The organism is Enterococcus sp. MSG3290 (assembly GCF_050555565.1).
Lineage (GTDB): Bacteria > Bacillota > Bacilli > Lactobacillales > Enterococcaceae > Enterococcus_B > Enterococcus_B faecium.
On the sequence record NZ_CP187862.1, the window covers coordinates 1,439,004 to 1,462,157 of the forward strand.

Below are 23,154 nucleotides of genomic sequence, written 5' to 3' on the forward strand. Positions count from 1 at the left end.
TCCGACCATTTGATTAGATGCGCCAGCCAATTGAAAAAAGTATGAGGGCAAGACTTGTTTGTCTTCGCCCCCATAATCATGTTTCGTTCAATGTTTGAACTTTTGTTTTTCTGTCAAACGTAAACGCCCTATTGTTGCGCAACCCATTCTTTCGCAGCTTTAAGTGCATCTGGAATACCAGCAGGATTTTTCCCGCCAGCTTGTGCCATGTCTGGACGTCCACCACCGCCACCGCCTACTTTCGGTGCGATTGCTTTAATCAAGTCGCCAGCTTTTAGTCCAGCTTCATTTGATTCTTTCGTCATTGCCGCTAGCAGACTGACTTTTCCTTCTTGTTCGTTTGCTAAAACAAGAATATCTGAAATATTTTTTTGTTTCCATTGGTCAGCTAATTGACGCAGCTGATTCATATCTTTCACTTTTACTTGTGCTGCAATGATTGTTTTTCCATTGATCGTTTCTGGATCTTTGAATACATCACCAGCTTGTTGATTCGCTAACTTGCTAGCTAATTGTTCATTTTCCTTTTGTAGCTCTCTTACTTGCTGTTGCAATTGTTCCGCTTTTGAAACAACTTCCTTCAATTGAGGTGATTTAACAATTGTTGCTACTTGTTTTAGTTGTTTTTCTTCTTCTTCAAGTAGTTCGTACGCTTCTTTACTTGTTACAGCCTCGATTCGTCGCACGCCTGCACCAATTCCTGATTCAGAAACGATTTTGAAGATTCCGATGTTTTCTGTATTTGCTACATGTGTGCCTCCGCACAGTTCGATTGACCAGCCGCCAATATTTACTACTCGAACGTCATGTCCGTATTTTTCACCAAACAAAGCCATTGCACCCATGTTTTTGGCTGTATCGATATCTGTTTCAATTGTTTCAACTGGGATAGCTTCCCAGATTTTTTCATTGACGATTCTTTCCATTTCAGCTAATTCATCTGAAGTGATTTGACCAAAGTGGGTAAAGTCGAATCGTAAATGTCCAGGAGCGACTAAAGAACCAGCTTGATTTGCATGCTCGCCAAGTACTTCTTTCAATGCCTTGTGCAGTAGATGGGTTGCTGTATGGTTTTTGATGATCCGATTGCGCATCGATTGATCAATCAATAGATGATAGGTTTGTCCTTCGCTCATTGGTGCTTTTACTTCTACGGTATGCATAAATTGACCATTAGGCGCTTTTTGAACATCTGTAACAACTGCTACGATTTCGCCTACTTCATTCATGATCCATCCTTGATCCGCTACTTGCCCACCCATTTCTGCATAGAAAGGTGTTTGATCAAAGATCATTTGAGCTTCACCTTCTGCGACTTCATTCAAAAGAGACTCACCTTTAACGATGACCAATAATTGACTATCTGATTCTTGTTCTGTGTATCCAATGAATTTACTTTCTACTTTGATATCTGTCAATAAAGCAGATTGTACCCCCATTGATTTTTCAGTACTGCGGGCAGAGCGAGCACGTTCGCGTTGTGCATCCATTTCTTTTTCAAAACCAGCATGATCAACTTTCAGTCCTTCATCTTCTGCCACCTCTTCCGTTAATTCTACTGGGAAGCCATATGTGTCGTATAGTTTGAAGATGTCTTTTCCTGCTAGAGTCGTCCCGTTTTCGTTTTTTACTTCTTGGATCACTTGATTTAAGATTTCCAAACCTTCATTGATTGTTTCATTGAAACGTTCTTCTTCTGTACGGATAACTTTTTCAATAAATTCTTTTTGTTGAAGTACTTCAGGATAATAACTTACCATGATTTCCCCAACAACAGGGACTAAACGATATAAGAATGCTTGTTCAATACCTAATTTTTTCCCATGCATGACAGCACGACGAAGCAAACGGCGTAAGACATACCCTCTCCCTTCATTCGATGGCAATGCACCGTCGCCAATAGCAAATGAAAGGGCGCGAATATGATCTGCGATTACTTTGTAAGAAATATCTGTTACTGGGTTTTCACCATATTTTACTTGTTTGCTTAGCTTTTCTACGGCGTGGATAATAGGCATAAACAAGTCTGTCTCAAAGTTCGTTGGCGCATCTTGAACGATTGAGACCATGCGTTCCAATCCCATCCCCGTATCAATGTTTTTATGAGGAAGTGGTTCAAATGTGTTATCAGGCTTATGGTTGAATTCTGAAAATACTAAGTTCCAGATTTCTAAATAACGTTCATTTTCTCCTCCTGGATAGTTTTCAGGATCGTCTTCTGCTAAATCGTTATAAGCTTCTCCACGGTCATAGAAAATTTCCGTATCCGGACCACATGGGCCTGCACCGATATCCCAGAAGTTGTCTTCTACATCAATAATGTGATCTAGTGGCAGGCCAACTTCTTCATGCCAGATGCGTTTTGCTTCTGTATCTTTTGGATAAACTGTTACATAAAGTTTTTCTGGATCGAATGCCATCCATTTTGGATCAGTCAAAAATTCCCATGCCCAGTGGATGGCTTCATTTTTGAAATAGTCACCAATCGAAAAATTACCCAGCATCTCAAACATCGTATGGTGACGTGCTGTTTTACCGACATTTTCGATATCATTTGTTCGAATAGATTTTTGGGCATTTGTGATTCTTGGATTTTCTGGCACAACTGAACCATCAAAATATTTTTTCAATGTTGCAACACCAGAGTTGATCCACAATAAGGTTGGATCGTTCACGGGGATCAAAGACGCACTAGGTTCAATCGTATGTCCTTTAGATTGGAAGAAATCAAGAAACATTTGTCGAACTTGTGCACTACTTAATTGTTTCATGTCATTACCTGCTTTCTATAAATTAAATACAAAAAAACACCATCACAGCCAAGGACGAAAACTCGCGGTACCACCTTGATTGCAATGATGTGTAATCATTACCTCTTAAACTCGATAACGCTGAGCTGCGTCGGTATTTCTACCAAAATAGAAAAAGGGAGCAATTTGATTAGTGACTATTCTTTTTTCAGCCAAGAAAGAATTTTCTGTGAGTCTTAAAAAACAAATCATATCCTTTTCGTACTTAATTAGTATACGCATTCTATTGATCACTGTCAATATCTCAATTTTTATTTTCATTTCCTTTTGGTCATACTCCACGATTTTTGGTACGATAAGAATAAAGGAATCAATACATCTCTGCTATTCATGACAAGGAGGAATATGATGAAAAAAATAGTTGGAGCGGATGAATGGATACGCGCAGCTAGCTGCTTTTTGAGATATCAAGTTTTTGTATTAGAACAAGGGATTCCTGCAGAACTAGAATTCGACGGAAAAGATATCCCGCAACAAACCTATTATCTATTTCTTGATCAAAAAAGACCAGTAGCTACTTTGCGTTATGAAAAGAAAACACCTACTTGCTTCAAGCCGGAACGATTTTGCGTAGCAAAAGAATACCGAGGAAAAGGGTTAGGCGGTCAGTTGCTTGAAGCTGCTGAAAAACGGGCGGTTTCAGAAGGTTGTCAGACTAGTTATGTAGTAGCTGAAATGACGGCTGTAGATTTTTATGAAAAACAAGGGTATCATACTTGCACAGAACCTTTTATTGAAGATGAAGTACTTTGTATCGGAATGGAAAAAAGTCTAGCTTAAAAACAAGAGATTGTGACACGCCTTTTGTCACAACCTCTTGTTTTTTATTTATGTGAATTTTTCTTATTTTTACGAGCAGTACGGCTTTGCTGTCTGCGTTCGATTTTGCGTTCTTTTTTATTTTTTTCTGCAATTGCCCAATCGATTTTTTTCTTATAACCAGGCTTGATCTTTTTCTTTTTCTTCTTCACAAGACCAATCAGCGTGGGATCTAATACATCTTTTGATTTTTCTCGTTTGGCACGTCTATTACGATCGTATGTTTTGACGATTTCCCCGTTTTTGATTTCTTTTGGTTCAAATGAGACGCCCAATTTTTCTATCGCATCAATGGCTTGCTCATCATTTGGCGAATATAACGTAATGGCCGTTCCTTTTAAGCCATTACGTCCAGTACGTCCGACACGATGGATAAAGAAGTCTAGATCTTCTGGAATTTCTGCATTGATAACATGAGAGACACCTTCGATATCGATCCCTCTAGCAGCTAAATCAGTCGCTACAACATATTGATACTCCAGATTCTGTACTTGTCGCATCACTCGTTTTCTCTCTCTTGGGGTGATGTCTCCATGAATCTTTGCTACTTTCAAGCCTTGGTTTTTCAAGTAATCGGCAATTTCATCCACATGCTGTTTTGTATTGGCAAATACGATTGCTAAATAAGGATGACCAATTGTCAGCAGTTGATAAATCATTTGATTCTCATCTTTACCTTTTGTTGAAATCAGCCAATTTTCAATGTCTTCAGAAATAACTGCTTTTGGTTTGATTTCTTCAATGATTGGATTTTCCATGTATTTTCGTAAGAATGGACGAAGTTTTTCTGGAATAGTAGCAGAAAAAACTAAAAACTGCAGCTTTTCTGGTAATCGACTTGCAATTTGGTCTACTTCATTTAAAAAACCCATATCCAATGTCATATCCGCTTCATCGACAACAAATGCAAATGCGGTGTGAATCTTCAGCGCTTGTTCATTCATCATGTCTAATATTCTACCAGGCGTGCCTACTACAACCTGTGGCTGTTGGTGATGCAGACGATTTAATTGACGCTGTTTGTCTGTACCGCCGACAAAATTCGAGACACGGATCTCCGGTGTAGAAAATTTAGCGATTTGTGTAGCTGCTTCATAGATCTGTGCAGCTAGTTCCCTACTTGGAGCTGTAATAACAACTTGTACTTCCTCTTTTTCTGCATTGATTTTTTCAAACAAAGGCAACAAAAACGTATGTGTTTTTCCTGTACCAGTTTGAGATTGCCCAATGATATTTTTTCCTTTTGCAATTAAAGGAATCAAACGTTCCTGGACCTCTGTGGGCTGTTTGAAGCCCTTTGCGGTTAACGCTTCATTGATAAACGGTTTGAAGCGGAATATATCAAAATTATTCATTCGTGCACCTCTTCTCTTTAAATTATCACGACTTTGGCATTATAACACAGACAAAGCGTTTTTGCTCAGCTAATTTCGAGAATCATCATCCTTTGTTTGGCCAATCGTGCTAACAGTATATGTGTGACTAGCTTTTTCATAAAACAGAATCCGTTTTTTTCTCAAAAATGATAGCAAGATATTTAAAATAAAAATACCTTGCAGTAACAAGACACCGAGAGAAATGAATACTGCACTCATCTGCAACACCGTATTCGTTGTCGAATTCATGATTTGCTGAAGCAACTGCCCCAACCAGCTTAAACCATAAAAAAGAAAGTACAGATACCCGTAGCGGATCATCAATGCTTTTAAAGAAATTCGTTCGCGGTCTTCTTCCACCAAACGGATACGCACAATTTTTTTGCCAAGTGTCCATCCATTGGTTATAAACGGTACAATCATAAAGTATACCCCTACTTCTAATAAAAGCCACCAGATATGAGAAGTAACTGTCCCTGAATCGAACGCAAGTTTAAAGAAAATCGCCGCTACCAAATTAATAAGAGATAAAAATGTCCAGTCGATCAAATAAGCGACCAAGCGTCGAGTCAATGAGACAGTCTTTCCTTTTTCATAAGAAAGTTCATCCATTCGTCTTCTTGTAGGAAGCATAAATGTAAATAACGGCGTAACGACAAAACCAATGATTCCACCCAATGTATTTGTCACTAAATCATTCACATCAAATAAGCGGTATGGTCTTGGGTAGATAAAATAAAGTCCACTTAGCTGCGTCAATTCAAAAAATAGAGAAAGGCAGAAACTAGCAATCATCGTTTTCATAAAAGAAAGCCGGAAATAATATCTTAAATAAATGCCAAATGGTATGAGTAATAAAACATTAAAAGCTGGTTCCAAAAATACACTCTGCTTCATTGCCGGCAGGTAGGTACTAGGTTCAGACAAGACCAATACCGTGTTGTCTCTGAAATGTTGCCATGAAGCAAATAAATGCAGCTCCATCTTTGGCCCTGTCATTTGGGCAACCGTCTCCTTTGCCGGAAGTGGTAAGATCACCAAAAAATACGCACACAATAAATAAAAAACGAAAGAATACAAAATAACTGCCCTTGTTACTAGAAATGTTCCATACTTTCGATATTCATAAATAAAAAAAACAGATGAGATCGCTAAGGCTAAAAATGGAAAAACAATCAGCGCAAAACGAATCGGTTCGATATAACTTGCCATATGACTCCTCCTTGATTCTTTGTATCTCTCTTATCTTAGCAGTCCTTTGCTGTTTCAAGCAAGTAACGAGGCTATTATTTCTCATTTCTTTCAAAGTAAAGTAAGATAAACACAAAGGGGGTGTCGAGATGCTGAATATGTACTTTGTTTTTGGCGTACCTATTTTTTTACTGTTCCTTTATGCTACGATCGCTTATGTAAGAAAAAGAACTACAATTCATTATTTAGGATTTATTCTCCTGATTATTTCGGGTTTCATGCTAGTCTTCAATCTTCAGACTTGGCAGCAAGCACTTCTTGAAATGGATAAAATGACTCCACATGCTTTGTCTAAAGTGCTTGGCTACCCTGTCTATCTGATTTGGCTTCCCATTTTCATTTCTGGTTGCTTGGTTTTATTAAATATTTATCGCGGCGTACGCCGAATAGTTCAGTTACGCAAATCAAAGTAAAAGGCAGAAATCGGTTGAGCCCGATTTCTGTCTTTTACTTTGCTATTTTATCGTAGACAAAACGACATTTACGTGATCAAAATTAACGAGTACTTTTGACATTTCTTCCACGTACTCCTCATTTAAATAAAATATTTTGTTTGGCAGAGAAGTGCAGTTCTAATAAAATTCGAATGTTTTAGCTATCTACGTTTTAAATAGAGATAAATCGGGATACCAGCAAGTGTCAATACTATCCCCATCGAAGCTAAAAAGGTCTGAGTGATAAGCGTGCTTGATACGATAAAAGTCCCTCCAATGATTGCTACTAGTGGAATAAACGGATACATTGGAACTTTGTATGGTCGAAACAAATCAGGTTCTTTTTTACGAAGAAGAATGACACCAACAAAGACCATCGTATAAAAAATCCAAATGACAAAGATCAGCATATCCGTTAGTGTATCAAAACCACCGATCATCATCATGCCAATAGCGATGACTAGCTCTAAGATACCTGCGGCTACAGGAACTTTAGTTTTATCATGAAGTTTAGCAAAGAGCTTGCTAAAAGGCAGGTTGTTTTCTTTTGCCATAACATAAGGGAGACGCATTCCAGTAAGGGTATAGCCATTGATGGTTCCATAAACAGAAATCAAGATACCAACTGTGACCAGTCTTCCACCGAAGCCGCCAAAAATCATTTTTGCAACGTCACTTGCCGCATTGCTGTTTCCTGCGACTCCGTCGATAGATGCGGTTCTTAAGAATACCGCATTTACTAATAAATAAACGATCATGATTCCGATGATTCCTAAAGAAATTGCTTTTGGCAAATCTTTCGCCGGCTTTTTCAATTCTCCCGAAATATTTCCTACGTGTATCCAACCGTCGTATGCGAACATCGTTGCTAGCAAGCCCGCTCCCAAGGCTGAGAAAAATGAAAGATTTTCTCCTGCTTGGATCGGAAACAGTTGGAAGTCTACTCCTTCTTGTCGGAACAAACCGAAAATGACGATCACAAACAAAGGGATAAGCTTGCAGACAAGCGTAATCGACTGAAAAGCCCCTCCAGCTTTAGAACCTAAAAAATTGATCAGCAGGATCGATACAGCAGCTGTAACAGCTACGGGAACAATCATTGACTGGGAAAGACCAAATAGATTGACGAACTGTGTACCGAAAATGATCGACAAGGCTGCTACATTTGCTGGAAAATAAATCACGACTTGCGCCCAGCCCAATAAAAAAGCTGCTGTATTTCCGTAAATCCGTTCGATATATTTAATCATCCCTCCTGTTTCTGGAATAGCAGCTGCCAGTTCAGCTCCTGTTAGTCCTGCACAGACAGAAATCATACCACCGAGAAACCAAGAAAACATATGCAAACTGGCGGATCCTGTAACTTCTGCTACGCTTGCGGCTTTAAAAAATACCCCTGCACCGATCACTGTGCCCATAACAGTCGATAAAGCAGTAAAAAATCCCATCGTACGTTTTAATTCATTTTCTATTTTTACTTCTTTTACTGGCGTGGCTTGATATTCTTCCATCCCTTGTCCCCTTTCATACCATAGCCAATCCCAAAAGTATAAAAAACTTTTTGGATGTGGTTCTTGTTTTATACCGTCTCTACCAATTTTTCTTTCAGTTTTTCCAACATATCCTTTGTCATCGCATCTAAGTCGTATTTCGGCGAAAAGCCCCATTCCTCTTGCGCACAAGAAACATCTAGTGAATTTGGCCAAGATTCTGCTATTGACTGACGTACAGGATCCACATCATAATCCATTTCAAAATCTGGTATGATTTTTTGAATAGATGCTTTGATCTCTTCCGGGTCAAAAGACATCGCCGATATATTGAAGGCATTTCGATGAACCAATCGATCAGGATCTGCATTCATGAGTTTTATAATGGCATCGATCGCATCTGGCATATACATCATATCCATTGATGTACCTTGATCAATGAAACTAGTGTACTTTCCTTCTTTGATTGCTGAATAATAAATATCGACTGCGTAGTCTGTCGTACCGCCTCCTGGCAAGGTTGCATAAGAAATCAATCCAGGGAAACGGACACCACGAGTATCTACGCCATATTTCACATAATAATAATCACATAGTAGTTCTCCAGCTACCTTCGTTACCCCATACATGGTTGTAGGACGCTGAAGAGTATCTTGTGGGGTATGATCTTTTGGAGTATTTGGACCAAACGCGCCGATTGAACTTGGCGTAAAAAATTTCAGCTGGAATTCTCTAGCGACTTCCAATGCATTGACCAGCCCAGTCACGTTCAAATCCCAGGCTAATTGTGGTTTTGCTTCTGCAACAGCTGACAAAAGAGCAGCCAAATGAATCAATGTGTCCACTTGATATTGTTCTGCTATGCTGCGCATTTTTTCGTAATCCATTACATCTAGGATCTCAAAGATATCGTTTTTCTCAATGACTTCAGGCATGCGTATATCTGTCGCAATGACATTTTCACTGCCTAGTTCTTGACGTAGCCGTGTGATCAACTCTGAACCAATTTGTCCTAAACATCCTGTCACCAATACTTTTTTCATGATGATCCTCCCTGATCTTTTTTACTACTATCTTCAGATGATTAACAATATATGCGTGAACATGTTCTCTAATTTTAAATAGACGAAAAAACTAAATTTAGTTAAATAATTTCCATTTCTTTTCCTATTTTTTGATAAACTGCTACTGCTTCATCAAGCATTTCCCTCGTATGTTCCGCAGTCGGCATATTTCTGATCCTGCCTGTCCCAAGAGGCACAGTTGGATAAACGATTGGTTTAGCATAAATCCCATGTTCGATCAGCTTCATAGAGAAAGTCTGAGTCACTTTTTCGTCTCCCAAAATGACTGGAGTAATAGGTGTTTCAGACATACCGATGTTATAGCCTACTTTTTTCAATTCTTCTTTAAAATAATTAGCATTTTCCCAAACTTTTTCGACAAGTTCCGGATGTTCTTGCATCAAAGTAATCGAAGCCAATGCAGCTGCAGCTGCACCTGGAGTTAGCGAAGTAGAAAATAGGAATGGCCGACTTCTAGCTTTCAACCAGTCGATTAGTGTTTTCGATCCAGCTACATAACCCCCAACAACACCTATAGCTTTCGATAACGTGCCCATTTGCATATCGATTTTGTCGCTTAATCCAAAATGCTTGACGGTTCCTGCACCTTTTCCAGTTACGCCTGAGCCGTGCGCATCATCAACGTAGGTGATCAGTCCATATTTTTCAACAATCGGAATAATTTCCGGCAATCGTGCAATGTCTCCATCCATGGAGAAAACACCATCTGTGATATACATGATTTTTTTATATTTCTTACTTTCTATCGCTTCCTTTGCTTTTTTCTCAAGGTCTTTCATATCTTGATGTTTAATTCGGATGATTTTTGCTCCGGATAAGCGGCAACCGTCAATAATAGATGCATGGTTTAATTCATCCGATAAGATAGCATCTTCTTTTGTCATTACTGCAGAGATAGCGCCCATATTGCAGTTGAATCCAGATTGAAAGGCGATTGCTGCTTCTGTCCCTTTGAATTCTGCGATTTTTTCTTCTAATTGCTGATGGATTTTCAGCGAACCATTGATCGTTCGGACTGCTCCTGCTCCTACACCATAAGTTTCGGTTGCTTCAATACATGCTTTTTTCAATTCTTCGCGATTGGCAAATCCAAGATAATTGTTGGATGCTAGATTGATCATCCTTTTTCCGTCTACGATGATACAAGCACCATTTTCACTTTCTAGTATGTCGATCGTATTGTATAACCCCTTTTCTTTCAGTTGATCCAATTCTTTCTCTAAATACATTGTTAGTTCTTTGGAAGACATTGTCTCCACCTCCATATTCATCTGTCTTGCAGAACATACCAAACATATATCGTGTCATTCATCTACAAAGCAAGTATGCCATATTTTTGATAACGCTTACACTGATTATGAGAATTATTTAACCACATTTTTTATTTACAGTATCTTTTTACTTTCAAATGACTTATATAGTATGAACAATTACCTTTTAGATAATGATCTATTTTACTCTACCTGGGCAGATAAATACAACACAACCATTGATAGAAGCCCTTTCGTTAAAATCAATTGTATTCTGAATATTTAATTTATTTATTGCATAGACCAATAAAAATACATAAAACTTCCATCTTCATTTATCAGCAATTTTTAATTTTACTCTCTGAATATTTCTTAAAAGTTTTACTTGTTGAATTCGAAAAAAGGACTGTGACAAAAGTCTTGTCACAGTCCTATTCTTCCGAATAAACGGTGTTCTCCTGCCAATTCCGAATCACAAGTTACAATATTCATCAAACATGAGAAGCTATTTTTTGAAATTGTTCCTTGTGACTCGGAGCTGAACGGCAGGCTCACGACCTCTTGGTAAACAGTGTTCCAGAAGTAACTTTTACGGAAAATGATCCGAAATATCTTGGAGCTGACCACTTCTGTCACAACCTCCATCATTTTTTGTTATTTTTGATCCAATTGTCTGGAGTAAAATTTTCATCGTCAATAGACCATTCCAGAAAAAATTCTTCTAAGAATTCACGCATGAAGGTTTCTCTTCGTTTGGCTTCTTCATATCCGTAATCAGTATTCATTTTATCAGACAGCAAGAACAGTTTTTCATAAAAATGATTGATCACTGTCGTGCCTTTTCGGTAATTTTCTTTGTCCTTGAATGTTTGCGGATACAGTTCAGGATCAAAAATCGGGTGCCCATGTCCACCGCCGAAATAAGCAGTACGCAAAATGCCGATTGCTCCTAATGCTTCGATACGATCAGCGTCTTGAACGATCTTACCTTCCAGAGATAGTTCGGCCGCTTCAGAGAGATTTTTAGAAAAGGACATATTTTCGATAATGGAAAAAATCATCGAGATCTGTTCCTCTACTATTGGCAAAGAGCGAAGGAATACACGAAGCTGTTGCTTTGCCTCGTTCTCATTTTTAACGACTTTATCATCAATCGTATCATGTAGGTAAGCTGCTGCAAGCGTCACAAAGCGGTCTGCCTGCGGTTCCGTCTCCAAAATTTTTTCAGCTAACTTGACAACTCTTTTGGTATGATCGCTCCCATGTCCTGTTTGATCATGCGCTAATTGGTCCATACTATAATCAGCGATCACTTGTAATTTATCCATTCGTTCCACTTCTTTCTTAAGTAAATAGCTGAAAACATCTATAGATTAGATGAATTTCAGCTATCTTTGTAAATTGTATTTTATTTTACCTGATATACATTAAAATACAGATCTTTCATATAGTCGATCAGGTATTGCGGATTAAGCGGTTCATGTGTTGCATCCATGATTAATTGATTTGGTTTTCTAGATGCACCATATTGATGGATATGCTCTGACATCCAGTTTTTGATTGGAGAATAATCGTCTGACGCTAGAACATTTTCCACATCTATTTCTTGCTGCAAAGAATGAAGTAATTGTGCCGCATACATGTACCCTAATGCATAAGAGGGAAAATAACCAAAGCTTGCACCTGACCAATGAACGTCTTGTAGGATGCCTTCCACATCATTTGTTGGTCGTATTCCCAGATACTCTTCATATTTTTGATTCCATATTTCAGGTAGTTCAGCAACATCTACCCCTTCATTGAAAATCATTTTTTCGATTTCATAACGAATGATGATATGGAGAGGGTAAGTCAAACTGTCTGCCTCGATACGAACCAAACTTGATTTTGTATGGTTCAATGAACGATAAAATTTGTCAAAAGGAATATCATCGAATGTTCCTTCTGCACATTCTTGAAAGAAAGGATATTGCTTTTTCCAGAAGCTGCGACTACTTCCAATAATGATCTCGTTAAACAACGATTGTGATTCATGGATACCCATTGATGTACCTTCATAAACCGGTGTATACGCATATTTATCATCGATGTCTTGTTCATACATACCATGACCAGCCTCGTGGATCACTCCAAAAACAGCCATTTTGAAATCTGTTTCGTTCCAGCGTGTCGTGATTCGTGCATCATTCGGATTAATTCCAGTCATAAATGGGTGGACAGTGTCATCTAAACGACCACGGCTAAAATCATAACCAAGTTGTTCGATTACTTTCACTACAAATCTCTTCTGTTGCTTTTTCGTCATTCTCCGATTTAAAAAGTCTGTTTCAGGTTCAGTCCCTTTTTCTTGGAGCGTACGGCGGATCGAAAGAATTCCTTCTTTAAGCTGATCAAATACCTTATCAAGGATTTCGACAGTCATCCCGGGTTCGTATTGATTCAGCAAAACATCATAATCTGTCTTTTCTTCTTTTTTCCAATAAGGTATCAATTGTTTTGTCAATTCGATATTTTGGTTCAATGCTTCTTGAAAATCAGAAAACTGTTGTGTTTCTCTAGCTTTTTGCCATTGACCATGAGCGGAAGAAACAGCAGCTGTATATTTTCTCATGAGATCTTCCGGTACGCGATATTCTAAATCATACTCTTCTTTTACTTTGTCAAAAACGGATGTTCCGACTTCCGATAATTCTTCCGGATGTTCAGAAAAATAGCGAATGGCTTCTTTAATTTTTGGACCGATCTTTTTTGAAAAATAAATACTGTAAAGATAGCTATCTACTTCACTCCGGTATGCACTAGCTTTTTCTGGCATACCTGTTTGTGTATCCCAATCGAGGATTCCTAAAGCTTGTTGTAGAAGATTGATTTCTTTTACTTCTTGTAAAAACTCTTTTTCTTTCATTCCCTATTCCTCCAAACATCCAATTGAATGAATCAATTAGTAAGATTATTCGTCTTTCTCTTTTTTTCTGGGCGGACGAGTTCCCCAATACTGGAACAGATCCGTACGCAAAGCACCATTATACAATTTTCTTTTTTTGGTTGCTTTTTGTCCGTAAAATTCCTCAAACGCTAAGTCGCTAGTCAAGATATATTTACTCCATGTTTTTAATGGACGGAATACATCGCCCATTTCTTTATATAATTTTCGAACGGTTTCTTCTTCTCCTAGACGTTCCCCGTAAGGCGGGTTAGCCACGATGACCCCGTATTCTTTATCCGTTTTGAAGTCTTTGACTGCTTGTTGCTTAAAGGTAATCGAAGAGCCTAATCCGATTTCTTCTGCATTGGCTTTGGCAATTTCAATCATCCGTCCATTGATATCTGAACCAGTAATATCTAATTCAATATCATAATCTGCTTTTTCTTCGGCTGCTGATCGAACATTTTCCATGATTTCTTGACTGAACCAATCCCAAGATTCGCAAGCAAACTCACGATTGAATCCTGGTGCGATATTATGGCCTATTAAGGCTGCTTCAATACAAAGCGTACCTGAACCACATACAGGATCATAAAATGGACGGTCTTTTCGCCAATTTGTCAACATAACAAGTGCTGCTGCCATGTTTTCTTTCAATGGTGCTCCACCTTTTTCTAAGCGATAACCACGTTTGAATAAACTTGGTCCTGTCGTATCCAGAGTTACCATCACATGGTCTTTCAGCAAAGCTACTTCCAACTGAAAATGTGCGCCAGTTTCCGTCAGTGGTACAGAAGCTGGACGGTGATAATAGGTACGGAGACGTTCAACGATTGCTTTTTTTGTGATCGCTTGGCAATCAGGTGTGCTATATAGTTTCGACTTGATCGATTTTCCAGCTACAGGAAAAGCTGCATCTAGTGGAAGAAAATCTTCCCAAGGCAATGCTTTTACGTTTTCAAACAATTCATCAAACGTATACGCATCGAATTCCCCAACCACGATTTTTACTCGATCTGCTGTACGTAACCATAAATTAGCTGTAGCGATCGTTTCCATTGTTCCTTCAAAACGTGCACGTCCGTTCTCAACTTGGCATTCGATTCCAAGATCTCTTAATTCTTTACCAACCAGTGCTTCTAGCCCGCTTGCCGCAGTTGCGACGAGGTTGAACTTCCTGTTTTTTTCCATACACAATCTCCTTATTTATAAAAAAAGGAGGTGGGACATCAGTCCTACCCCACACTTTTACTCAAATTCCGAATAACCGGTGATACAAAAGTTTGTTTTGTAATAAGAACGACTCATCTGAAGTATTGAAAAATAGCTTTCAAATGTTTTTCTTGTTTCTTATAACGCATTACTTTTGTCACGACCTAATTCCCTGATGTTTGCGGTTTTCTATAAGCCATGTTCTGTACTTTGCTTTTCCAGGGAGAAAAAACAAAGCGGTAACCATCTATCTGCAGTTATACTGCCTTTTTGTCCTGTTCTTCTTCCAGACAAAAAGCGCCCCTACCATTGTTTGGGTTGCTCGCTCGAGGGGTTTACCGCGTTCCACCGGATGGGTTTCCCCAGCCGCTTCGTCACTGTGGCACTTTCAAGGATACTTAAGCATAGCCGAAGCCTTAGCTTGTTTTCCTGCCGTTACTCCAAAGAGTACCTTAGCTTATGGTTTCGCTAAGCACGAACACTACAGGCATCACAGCCTGTGCGAGCATGGACTTTCCTCAGCCTGATCAAGTCAGACCGCGATTACCCGAAAACCGCAAATTCATTAATCAAAAATTAAAATTGACGTGTTTTTTCATTATCATCTAAGCTTGTGTCTGCATTTGTGTAGTTATTTGGATTAGGTTGTGCTGGTTTGACTGCACTTGCTTGTTGATCAAGCTTTTTACCAAATACTTCACGTTCAAGATTTGACAAGCGTTTTAAGATATCAAAATTGGTCACTGCTGCGCTCTTTGGTGCCTCTGTTTGTTGCACGCGTGTTTGAGCTGCTCCTTGAGTTTTAGATAATTGAGCTACTTTTGCACTCAATCGATCGTTTTCTTCTTGTAAAGCAAGGAGTTCTTTGCTGTAAGTTTCATAATCTTTGATGATATTGTCTAAGAATTCATCAACTTCAACGGGATCATAGCCGCGCATTTTTGTTTTGAATTCTTGTTGTAAAATGTCTTTAGGACTATAAACCAAATTCGCCATATTTACACCTCTAGTTTTCATTTACGTAATAACATTTCTACCTTTTTCATTGTATAGGAAAAAAGTTGATAAATCAAACACAATATCGATTATTCACTAAAATTTTGAAGATCGTCCATACTGATCAGCCGAATTTCGTAGGGATGATCTGCTTGGTAATTCTGTGCATCTTCAAAAAAATACTTCGTTTTTCCAGGGAATTCTTCATCATAGATCAGCAAACAGCCCACTGTATGTTCAAGTATAAAACGAGTGTGATTCTTTAACTGACTAGGTGATTGATAGGGTTGATGGCTAACAGCTTCGACATAATCTGCTAATTGTTCTGCTAATTGTTTTTTTTCTTGGTTCCCTTCATTCCAGTTATTACCAAAATCAGCAAAAGGATACAAAATACCAAGGGATAGTTCCGGATATTCTTCTTTCAATTCCGCTACTATTTGCACAGCCCATAGTTCAACGCCCAAATTCCCACTGACAAGTACCCATTCCAGCCCTTCTTCTGCTAACTGATGGAGTTCTTTTTTTAAAACATTTTTAACAACTTGGATTTTAGGATCATTTTCTTTAAAAACACCGAGCTCGAAACTTCGATACCCAGACACATAGATTACTTTTGACTTATCCATCTCAGATTCCTTTTCTTTCTATCCGCTTTTTTGCTATAATGTGGCCTAGGAGTGTGATTAAAGATGGTATTGCGCTATCCAAATGGCCAACCTTATTATAAGAATGCCTCTCCCGTCGAAAAAATTCAAGAAAAAAGAAATCAGATAACTGAATTCGGCAATCGGGGGATGCGCTTTGAAGAAGCAATCAATGAAAGTAATAAATATTATCTTTCCCGCGGGTTGGCGGTTATTCATAAAAAGCCTACCCCTATCCAAATCGTGAAAGTAGACTATCCTAAGAGAAGTGCTGCTGTGATCAAGGAAGCCTACTTTACCCAAGCCTCAACTACAGACTATAATGGCGTCTATCGAGGCTTTTATTTGGACTTTGAAGCAAAAGAAACCAAGAACAAAACATCTTTTCCCTTTAAAAACTTCCATGCCCATCAAATCGAACATATGAAAGCATGCCTCGAACAAAATGGGGTCTGCTTTGTCTTGTTATGGTTTTCGTCTTTGAAGCGCTGTTTTTATTTGAATAGTGTTCATTTGATTGCTTACTGGGACGCCCAAAAGGAAAAAGGACGCAAATCACTACCTTTATCTTTGATCGAAGAACTAGGAATAGAGATCAAAACTGGTATTTCTCCGCGGATTCCTTATTTGGACGCGGTTGACTTCTATTTATCAACATTATCTATTGAAGGAGAAAGCAAGAATGGCAAATGAACAAACTAGAAGCTCTAGACGACAGAAACAGCCTACTCCTAAAAAGAGTGTGAAGAAGAATTCTGGCAAAGGTTCTGGAAAGTCCTCTGGAACACATAAAAAAGGATTATTTATCAAGATCCTTTTAGGAATACTCTCATTTTTCTGTATCCTCTTTTTAGCAGGTGTAGGACTTTTCTGGTATTACGCAAAAGATGCGCCCGAATTGACGGATAAAAAATTAGACGCTACCGTATCTTCCAAACTATATACACAAGATGGCGAACTATTCGAAGATTTAGGCGCAGAAAAGCGTGAAAAAATTTCTGCGAATGAATTACCGAAAACATTAGAAGATGCGATCGTGTCGGTAGAAGATCGCCGTTTTTATAAACACATCGGGGTTGACCCTATTCGGATCATCGGTTCTGCCCTCTCTAACTTTACCTCTGGCGGACTGCAAGGCGGAAGTACTTTGACACAGCAATTGATCAAACTTTCCTTTTTCTCCACCAGTGCCGAGGATCAGACCCTGAAACGCAAGGCCCAAGAAGCGTGGATGGCTGTAAGATTGGAACAAAAAAAATCGAAACAAGAGATCTTGACCTACTACGTAAATAAAGTGTATATGTCAAACGGCTTGTACGGGATGGAGACAGCTTCTGAGATGTACTTTGGCAAGAAATTATCAGAACTTTCTTTACCGCAAACAGCATTGCTTGCTGGGATGCCTCAAGCCCCTTCTGCCTATGATCCTTATGTTTATCCAGATCAGGCGAAGAAAAGACGAGATACTGTTTTGTATACGATGCTTCAAAACGAAAAAATCTCTCAAACAGAATATGATCAAGCTGTTAATGTACCGGTAACGGATGGTCTGCAAGAACTAACTCAATCCGATGACAATACTAAGATCGTCGATAATTATGTCAAAGAAGTCATCAATGAAGTACAAGAAAAAACAGATAAGAATGTCTACACAGACGGTTTAGAGATTTATACGAATTTGGATCTGGACGCCCAAAAGAAACTATATGATATCGTCAACACGGATCAGTATGTCTCTTACCCAGACGACGAGATGCAAGTTGCCTCCACCCTTATCGACACCAATACCGGGAAAGTAAAAGCCCAGATTGGCGGACGTCACATCGCAGAAGACGTAACTTTAGGAAACAACTTAGCAGTGAATACTTCCCGTGATTTTGGTTCTACGATGAAACCTGTCACAGATTACGGACCAGCTTTTGAATATTTGAAATATTCTACTGGAAAAACTATTACTGACGCACCGTATAACTATGAAGGGACTTCGACTCCTGTAGGAAACTGGGATAATCAATATATGGGCACCATTACTTTACGCCAAGCACTTTACTTATCCCGTAATGTTCCAGCAGTCAAATTATTCAATGAAGTCGGTTCAGATAAAGTGGCTTCTTTCTTAAAAAATCTTGGGATCGAATACAGTACGATCCATCAATCGAATGCGATCTCTAGTAATACGGAAGAACAAGATGGGACAAAATACGGAGCTTCTTCCTTAAAAATGGCAGCAGCCTATGCGGCTTTCGCCAATGGAGGGACTTATTACAAACCTCAATATGTTAATAAAATCGTCTTCCAAGACGGAACAGAAGAAACTTATGAGCCAGATGGAAAAACAGCCATGTCTCCAGAAACAGCTTATATGATCACAGACATTTTAAAAGATACGATCACTGAAGGAACTGGTACGAATGCGCAAATCGCTGGGTTATATCAAGCCGGCAAGACCGGAACATCCAATTACACAGATGACGAGTATGCAAAACTTGGTATTTCTTCTGGGGTGTATCCAGATATCTTATTTGCGGGCTATACGCCAAATTATTCGATTTCCGTGTGGACAGGTTACAATAAAAAAATGACACCTGTCACTTCAGAATCGTCACACGTAGCCTCTGATGTTTATCGCGAGCTTATGCAGTATGTTTCAGCTAACGTGACAAATACAGACTGGGAGATGCCAAGCGGATTAATTCGTGTGGGCGGTGAACTGTACTACAAAGATCAATATACAGCTAGATCGAATGCAATTACACCATCAACAACTATTCCATCTTCCAGCTATGTCCAGACTCCTGGAAGCTCAACAACAGAGACAACGACTCAAAGCTCTAGCTCTACTAGTCAAAGCGAATCAACTGCTGAGTCCTCAAAAGAAAGCACGACAGCAGAAACAAGCGAGCCAGCGTCTTCAACAACGGTTCCTTCTTCTTCATCCGAAGAAAGCTCGACACCGTCTTCATCTGCTCCTCCTGCTTCTTCCAGTGAGCCAGCAACTAGCGGAGCGGATGCTGCAAATGACCATACACCATCCAGCAGCACCTCAGCTTCTGGAAACAGATAGTAAAAAAGAAACCACGTCTACAAGCGTGGTTTCTTTTTTGTGTCTATGTAAAAAACAGCTACAAATAAAAATCATGTACCAAGCTGTATTACATGATTTTTTATAAGACTATCCAGCATATACATGTGTGATCTAACATTTAGCTTAAAAATTAGAAAATCCATTTTTCTTTTATCATTACATATACTTTATCCATTTACTTGTTTATAATTAAATCGGCTAAATACACACTAGTCTTTTATTTAGCGCCACTTCTTAATAATCCCATTGTTATTATCAAATAAAAAATACAATATATGGTTTTGAATAATTTTTTGAAAGAAGGCTTCATTTTGAGTTATCTGATAGTATGCTTAATTATCATAATTTGTCTGCACCATCTTTTTTTATCGAAAACAATACCTCGTTATTCCAAGAATAAAAAAGCTGAAAAATTTAGTTTATTATTAAATAAATTTACTTTAATTGCTCCTATCCTTGCATTTATTATTTTTTCTGTACTTTTAAGCACTACTCTTAAAGGAAAATTTATGGAAAGAAGCTCTCATGCAATGATTCTCACTTTTTTATGGTTGTTGTTCACCAGAATCTATATTTTTCTGATGAGCCTGAAACCGCCCAAATCCATTAGTTTATGTTTAGTTATAAATGGTATTTTTTTATTATCACTTATCATTTTTATTACACCTTTAGATAGATACGTCACTTATTTATATAATCCTTTGGAATACTGGACTTATTTTATAGGTATATTGGAAGGCATTATTTTCTACATCGGGTATTTTCCCAAGAAAAATAACAACATTTATTTTTATCGCAATAAATTGTAATAAGTTACCATCCTAGCTACTGAGTATGTACATTTACTTTTTCATGCAAAAAAGATAAACGAAACAGCTTTTCTCCATAATAACAAGATAATTCATACATTTATTTGCAATTAAAGAAACCACGTCTACAGGCGTGGTTTCTTTTTTAGTGCCTTTTCTTTTAGACGCATCCGATTTTTCCCATCTTGACATATTGATAGCAAAGGACATACCTCGCACTTGGGATTTCTTGCCGTGCAATGATATCTACCAAAAAAAATCAGTGTATGATGTGTCTTTACCCATAATTCTTGTGGTACTTTCCGCATCAGTGTTTCTTCTACTTCCATGACCGTAGCATCTAGTTTGCAGATCCTCAGGCGTTTTGAGACACGTTCCACGTGGGTATCTACTGCGATTGCTGGTATCCCGAATGCATCCCCCAATACGACATTTGCTGTCTTTCTGCCTACACCAGGAAGAGACATCAATTCTTCTCTTGACGTTGGTACTTGCCCATCGAAACGTTCAATCAGCTGCTGTGCACACGCTTTGATGTTTTTTGCTTTATTTCGATACAAACCAATCGTTTTTATTTTAAGAATGATTTCATCGATTGAAGCTTCTGCTAACGCATCGGGTGTCGGAAAAGAGGCAAACAAATCTGGCGTTGCTTTATTCACTGATACATCTGTCGCCTGGGCACTTAAGATCACTGCAATCAATAACTCAAATGGATTATTGTGCTTGAGTTCTCCATGTGCTTCGGGAAACATTCCATACATCGTTTCTAGAGCTTCCATTGTTTTTTGTTTGCTTAACATATTCCGCTACTCCTCCAACCAATTTTTCAGTGAGACTTTCGGCAATTCTTCTTGTTGAGCTGACTGTTCTACTTCTCTTTGAAGAAGCTGCTGTTTTCTTCGTTTTTGGTCTTCTTCCACTTGTTGTTTTGTACGTAGATTTTTTCTTTCCCACGATAGCAAAATGCGGTCAACGTAATTAAAACTATAAGCCTGATTTAATACGGCTTCCCGCAGTGCTAGTTTCAAAATTTCCGGCTGATAATGGTCTTCTTCTAGCCATTGACCGATTCGCTGGAACTCGATCGAAGAAAGCGGGCGTCCAAATTCTTGTTCAAATAATTGATACACTGACTGGATTTCTTTTTCTTGTGTTTTTTCTTCGTATTTTTTTTCTTGTGTTTTTAAATACTCACCTAATAGATCATAGATGGGGTAAAGATTATATCGATCTGCTTTTTTACCGTTGACAATCGTCGTTTCTATCTTGATAAATCCATTTGTTACGAGACGATCCAGTATTTGAAAAATCTGATCTTGCTTGATTCCCATATCCATAGCAATCATCTGCAAATCAGGGAAAGTATCTCCTTCAAGCTGTGCCATATGCAACTGTAGAACAAATAAAAATTCTTCAGATTGTAGACCGATCCTATGGTAATTTTTAAGTAAAAGATTAGATATAACTGTTTGTCCAGCGCTTAAGTAATTTTCTAAATTCAACATGATTTCTCCTCCGCTCAATCACAGTATACGTAAAAAAAACATGGGAAGCAAGAACAGGTTTCTTTTCTATTTACTTCACTGATCGGTCAGATTTACAATGTCAGTCTACTTGATTTTTGTTTGTTCATGTTTTTGATGCGCATCTTCACTTTTCGGAATAAATAAATTAAGTAGATTTCGCTGTTTCTTAGAATGTTGACAAGGAAACAAAATTACTATACACTATTTTTGTTTCCAAGTTAACATTATTGCATAAAGGAGTTTTTACATGTACAGTTTCACAAATAAACATTCTAAAGTTTTTGGATACGTCTCTGTCTTATTCACTGGATTAGGATTTACTATCGTCAGTCCTGTACTTCCGTTTTTAACGCTGCCTTATTCTCACTCCATACATCAGCAAGCTTTCTATATCACTTTGCTCATGTCTGTTTATGCTCTAGCTGCCTTCTTATCTGCCCCCATTCTCGGTAGCTTAAGTGATCATTTTGGGCGTCGTCCGATCCTTATTATCAGTTTATTAGGATCAAGTATCGGATATTTGCTTTTTGGTTTAGGAAATTCGATATGGATGTTGTTCCTTGGTCGTATCATTGAAGGATTGACGGCAGGAGAAATCTCCACCTTATATGCTTACTTTGCCGACATCACGGAACCTAATGAAAGAACCAAAGTTTTTGGATGGATGGGTGCTTTAGTCGGTATAGGAACAACGCTGGGTCCTATTATAGGGGGTCTATTAGCTGAGTTGGGGAATTCTGTTCCTATATTTATTGGAGCACTCTTTACTTTCTTAAATGCCGTTTATGGCTACACATTTATGCTAGAAAGCCTTCCAATAAAAAAACGTTCAGTAGATTTAAGTTTCTCCCATGTAAGACCTTTTCACCAATTACAACAATTATTCAAGATTTCATCCGTTATTCCTTTATTGACAGCAGGTTTTGCTGTTTGGTTGGCAGCTGGCTCTCTTCAATCTATCTTTTCTCAATTTTCGATTGACGCCTTTCAGTGGAAGGCTGGGTTGGTTGGTTTAAGCTTCTCTTTGATTGGAATCTTGGATACTGTCTCGCAATTGTTCATTATGCCTCGATTGCTCAAAAAATTTTCAGAACAGCAGATCACAAGAATAGGGATGTTCAGTGAAATCCTCGCCTATCTATTCATCACATTATCTGGAATTCTTCTACTGCCGATTTTGTTTTTATTTGGGATTATCTGTTATGGTTTCGGTGATTCTATTTTTACTCCTGTATTCAATGGCCAACTATCCAATTCTGTCTCAGATAACCAGCAAGGTCTTGTAATGGGCGGTACCCAAAGTATACAATCTCTATCGCGCGTCATCGGCCCGCTAATCGCAGGACAGCTTTATGCTGCAGCACCATTTCTTCCGACGGTATTCGGATTTTTGCTTATGATTTTTGCCTATTATCACTACAATAAAAAATAGTAG

19 protein-coding genes and 1 other RNA gene are annotated in these 23,154 nt (G+C 38.4%); 6 read left to right on the top strand and 14 right to left on the bottom strand.

The window, feature by feature from the left end; translation table 11 throughout:
• Nucleotides 1-128: 128 nt before the first annotated feature.
• Entirely contained in the window at nt 129-2,771 is a 2,643-nt protein-coding gene (gene alaS, locus IGL31_RS06865; protein ID WP_002299704.1) for an alanine--tRNA ligase, read from the bottom strand.
• Nucleotides 2,772-3,158: 387 nt separating this feature from the next.
• On the opposite strand from alaS, the gene IGL31_RS06870 reads away from it, so the two are divergent.
• Entirely contained in the window at nt 3,159-3,590 is a 432-nt protein-coding gene (locus tag IGL31_RS06870; RefSeq protein ID WP_002295842.1) for a GNAT family N-acetyltransferase, read from the top strand.
• A gap of 44 nt (nt 3,591-3,634) precedes the next feature.
• Here the strand turns inward: IGL31_RS06870 and IGL31_RS06875 are convergent, their stop codons facing one another.
• Complete coding sequence (locus IGL31_RS06875) at nt 3,635-4,984, bottom strand: DEAD/DEAH box helicase (RefSeq protein WP_002289190.1); 1,350 nt, start codon at nt 4,982-4,984, stop codon at nt 3,635-3,637.
• Nucleotides 4,985-5,053: 69 nt separating this feature from the next.
• Entirely contained in the window at nt 5,054-6,217 is a 1,164-nt protein-coding gene (locus IGL31_RS06880) for a VanZ family protein (protein WP_002300710.1), read from the bottom strand.
• Nucleotides 6,218-6,345: 128 nt separating this feature from the next.
• Here IGL31_RS06880 and IGL31_RS06885 point away from each other — a divergent pair, with 128 nt between their 5' ends.
• Nucleotides 6,346-6,669 carry a hypothetical protein gene (locus IGL31_RS06885; protein WP_002289192.1) on the top strand — a complete coding sequence of 108 codons (324 nt, stop codon included), beginning with the start codon at nt 6,346-6,348 and terminating at the stop codon, nt 6,667-6,669.
• 182 nt (nt 6,670-6,851) lie between these two features.
• Here the strand turns inward: IGL31_RS06885 and IGL31_RS06890 are convergent, their stop codons facing one another.
• The 9 genes from IGL31_RS06890 to IGL31_RS06930 form a co-directional block, all read right to left on the bottom strand.
• Nucleotides 6,852-8,201, bottom strand: coding sequence for an APC family permease (locus IGL31_RS06890; protein WP_002296108.1), 1,350 nt, complete (start codon nt 8,199-8,201; stop codon nt 6,852-6,854).
• 68 nt (nt 8,202-8,269) lie between these two features.
• Entirely contained in the window at nt 8,270-9,223 is a 954-nt protein-coding gene (locus IGL31_RS06895; protein WP_002299699.1) for an L-threonine 3-dehydrogenase, read from the bottom strand.
• 101 nt (nt 9,224-9,324) lie between these two features.
• Nucleotides 9,325-10,515 (bottom strand): glycine C-acetyltransferase, encoded by a 1,191-nt coding sequence (locus tag IGL31_RS06900; protein WP_086300101.1) that lies wholly within the window; start codon nt 10,513-10,515, stop codon nt 9,325-9,327.
• 644 nt (nt 10,516-11,159) lie between these two features.
• Nucleotides 11,160-11,843: an HD domain-containing protein gene (locus IGL31_RS06905; RefSeq protein WP_002289185.1), complete on the bottom strand. Its 684-nt coding sequence runs from the start codon at nt 11,841-11,843 to the stop codon at nt 11,160-11,162.
• An 80-nt stretch (nt 11,844-11,923) separates the two neighbouring features.
• On the bottom strand, nt 11,924-13,420 hold the full coding sequence (locus tag IGL31_RS06910; protein ID WP_086300102.1) for a carboxypeptidase M32: 1,497 nt from the start codon (nt 13,418-13,420) through the stop codon (nt 11,924-11,926).
• A gap of 45 nt (nt 13,421-13,465) precedes the next feature.
• Complete coding sequence (locus IGL31_RS06915) at nt 13,466-14,632, bottom strand: THUMP domain-containing class I SAM-dependent RNA methyltransferase (RefSeq protein WP_002295837.1); 1,167 nt, start codon at nt 14,630-14,632, stop codon at nt 13,466-13,468.
• 208 nt (nt 14,633-14,840) lie between these two features.
• Nucleotides 14,841-15,208, bottom strand: an RNA gene (gene rnpB, locus IGL31_RS06920) — RNase P RNA component class B.
• 21 nt (nt 15,209-15,229) lie between these two features.
• The gene (gene gpsB / locus IGL31_RS06925; RefSeq protein WP_002295835.1) at nt 15,230-15,649 is read right to left on the bottom strand and encodes a cell division regulator GpsB; all 420 of its coding nucleotides are present in this window, start codon (nt 15,647-15,649) and stop codon (nt 15,230-15,232) included.
• Nucleotides 15,650-15,738: 89 nt separating this feature from the next.
• A complete protein-coding gene (locus tag IGL31_RS06930; protein ID WP_002318743.1) occupies nt 15,739-16,278 on the bottom strand; it encodes a DUF1273 domain-containing protein in 540 nt (179 codons plus the stop codon).
• A gap of 63 nt (nt 16,279-16,341) precedes the next feature.
• Between IGL31_RS06930 and recU the strand changes: the two genes are divergently transcribed.
• The 3 genes from recU (at nt 16,342) to IGL31_RS06945 (ending at nt 20,190) form a co-directional block, all read left to right on the top strand.
• Nucleotides 16,342-16,989 (top strand): Holliday junction resolvase RecU, encoded by a 648-nt coding sequence (recU, locus tag IGL31_RS06935; protein ID WP_002289604.1) that lies wholly within the window; start codon nt 16,342-16,344, stop codon nt 16,987-16,989.
• A complete protein-coding gene (locus tag IGL31_RS06940) occupies nt 16,979-19,360 on the top strand; it encodes a PBP1A family penicillin-binding protein (protein WP_002289606.1) in 2,382 nt (793 codons plus the stop codon). The genes recU and IGL31_RS06940 overlap by 11 nt, the downstream gene beginning before the upstream one ends.
• A 296-nt stretch (nt 19,361-19,656) precedes the next feature.
• On the top strand, nt 19,657-20,190 hold the full coding sequence (locus IGL31_RS06945; RefSeq protein WP_016629411.1) for a hypothetical protein: 534 nt from the start codon (nt 19,657-19,659) through the stop codon (nt 20,188-20,190).
• A gap of 125 nt (nt 20,191-20,315) precedes the next feature.
• Here IGL31_RS06945 and nth read toward each other — a convergent pair whose 3' ends face one another.
• Together nth and IGL31_RS06955 are read right to left on the bottom strand one after the other, a co-directional pair.
• Entirely contained in the window at nt 20,316-20,993 is a 678-nt protein-coding gene (gene nth, locus IGL31_RS06950) for an endonuclease III (protein WP_002296097.1), read from the bottom strand.
• A 6-nt stretch (nt 20,994-20,999) separates the two neighbouring features.
• Complete coding sequence (locus tag IGL31_RS06955) at nt 21,000-21,698, bottom strand: DnaD domain-containing protein (RefSeq protein WP_002289610.1); 699 nt, start codon at nt 21,696-21,698, stop codon at nt 21,000-21,002.
• Nucleotides 21,699-21,966: 268 nt separating this feature from the next.
• Here IGL31_RS06955 and IGL31_RS06960 point away from each other — a divergent pair, with 268 nt between their 5' ends.
• Nucleotides 21,967-23,151: a tetracycline resistance MFS efflux pump gene (locus tag IGL31_RS06960; protein WP_002297435.1), complete on the top strand. Its 1,185-nt coding sequence runs from the start codon at nt 21,967-21,969 to the stop codon at nt 23,149-23,151.
• The last annotated feature ends 3 nt before the right edge of the window (nt 23,152-23,154 follow it).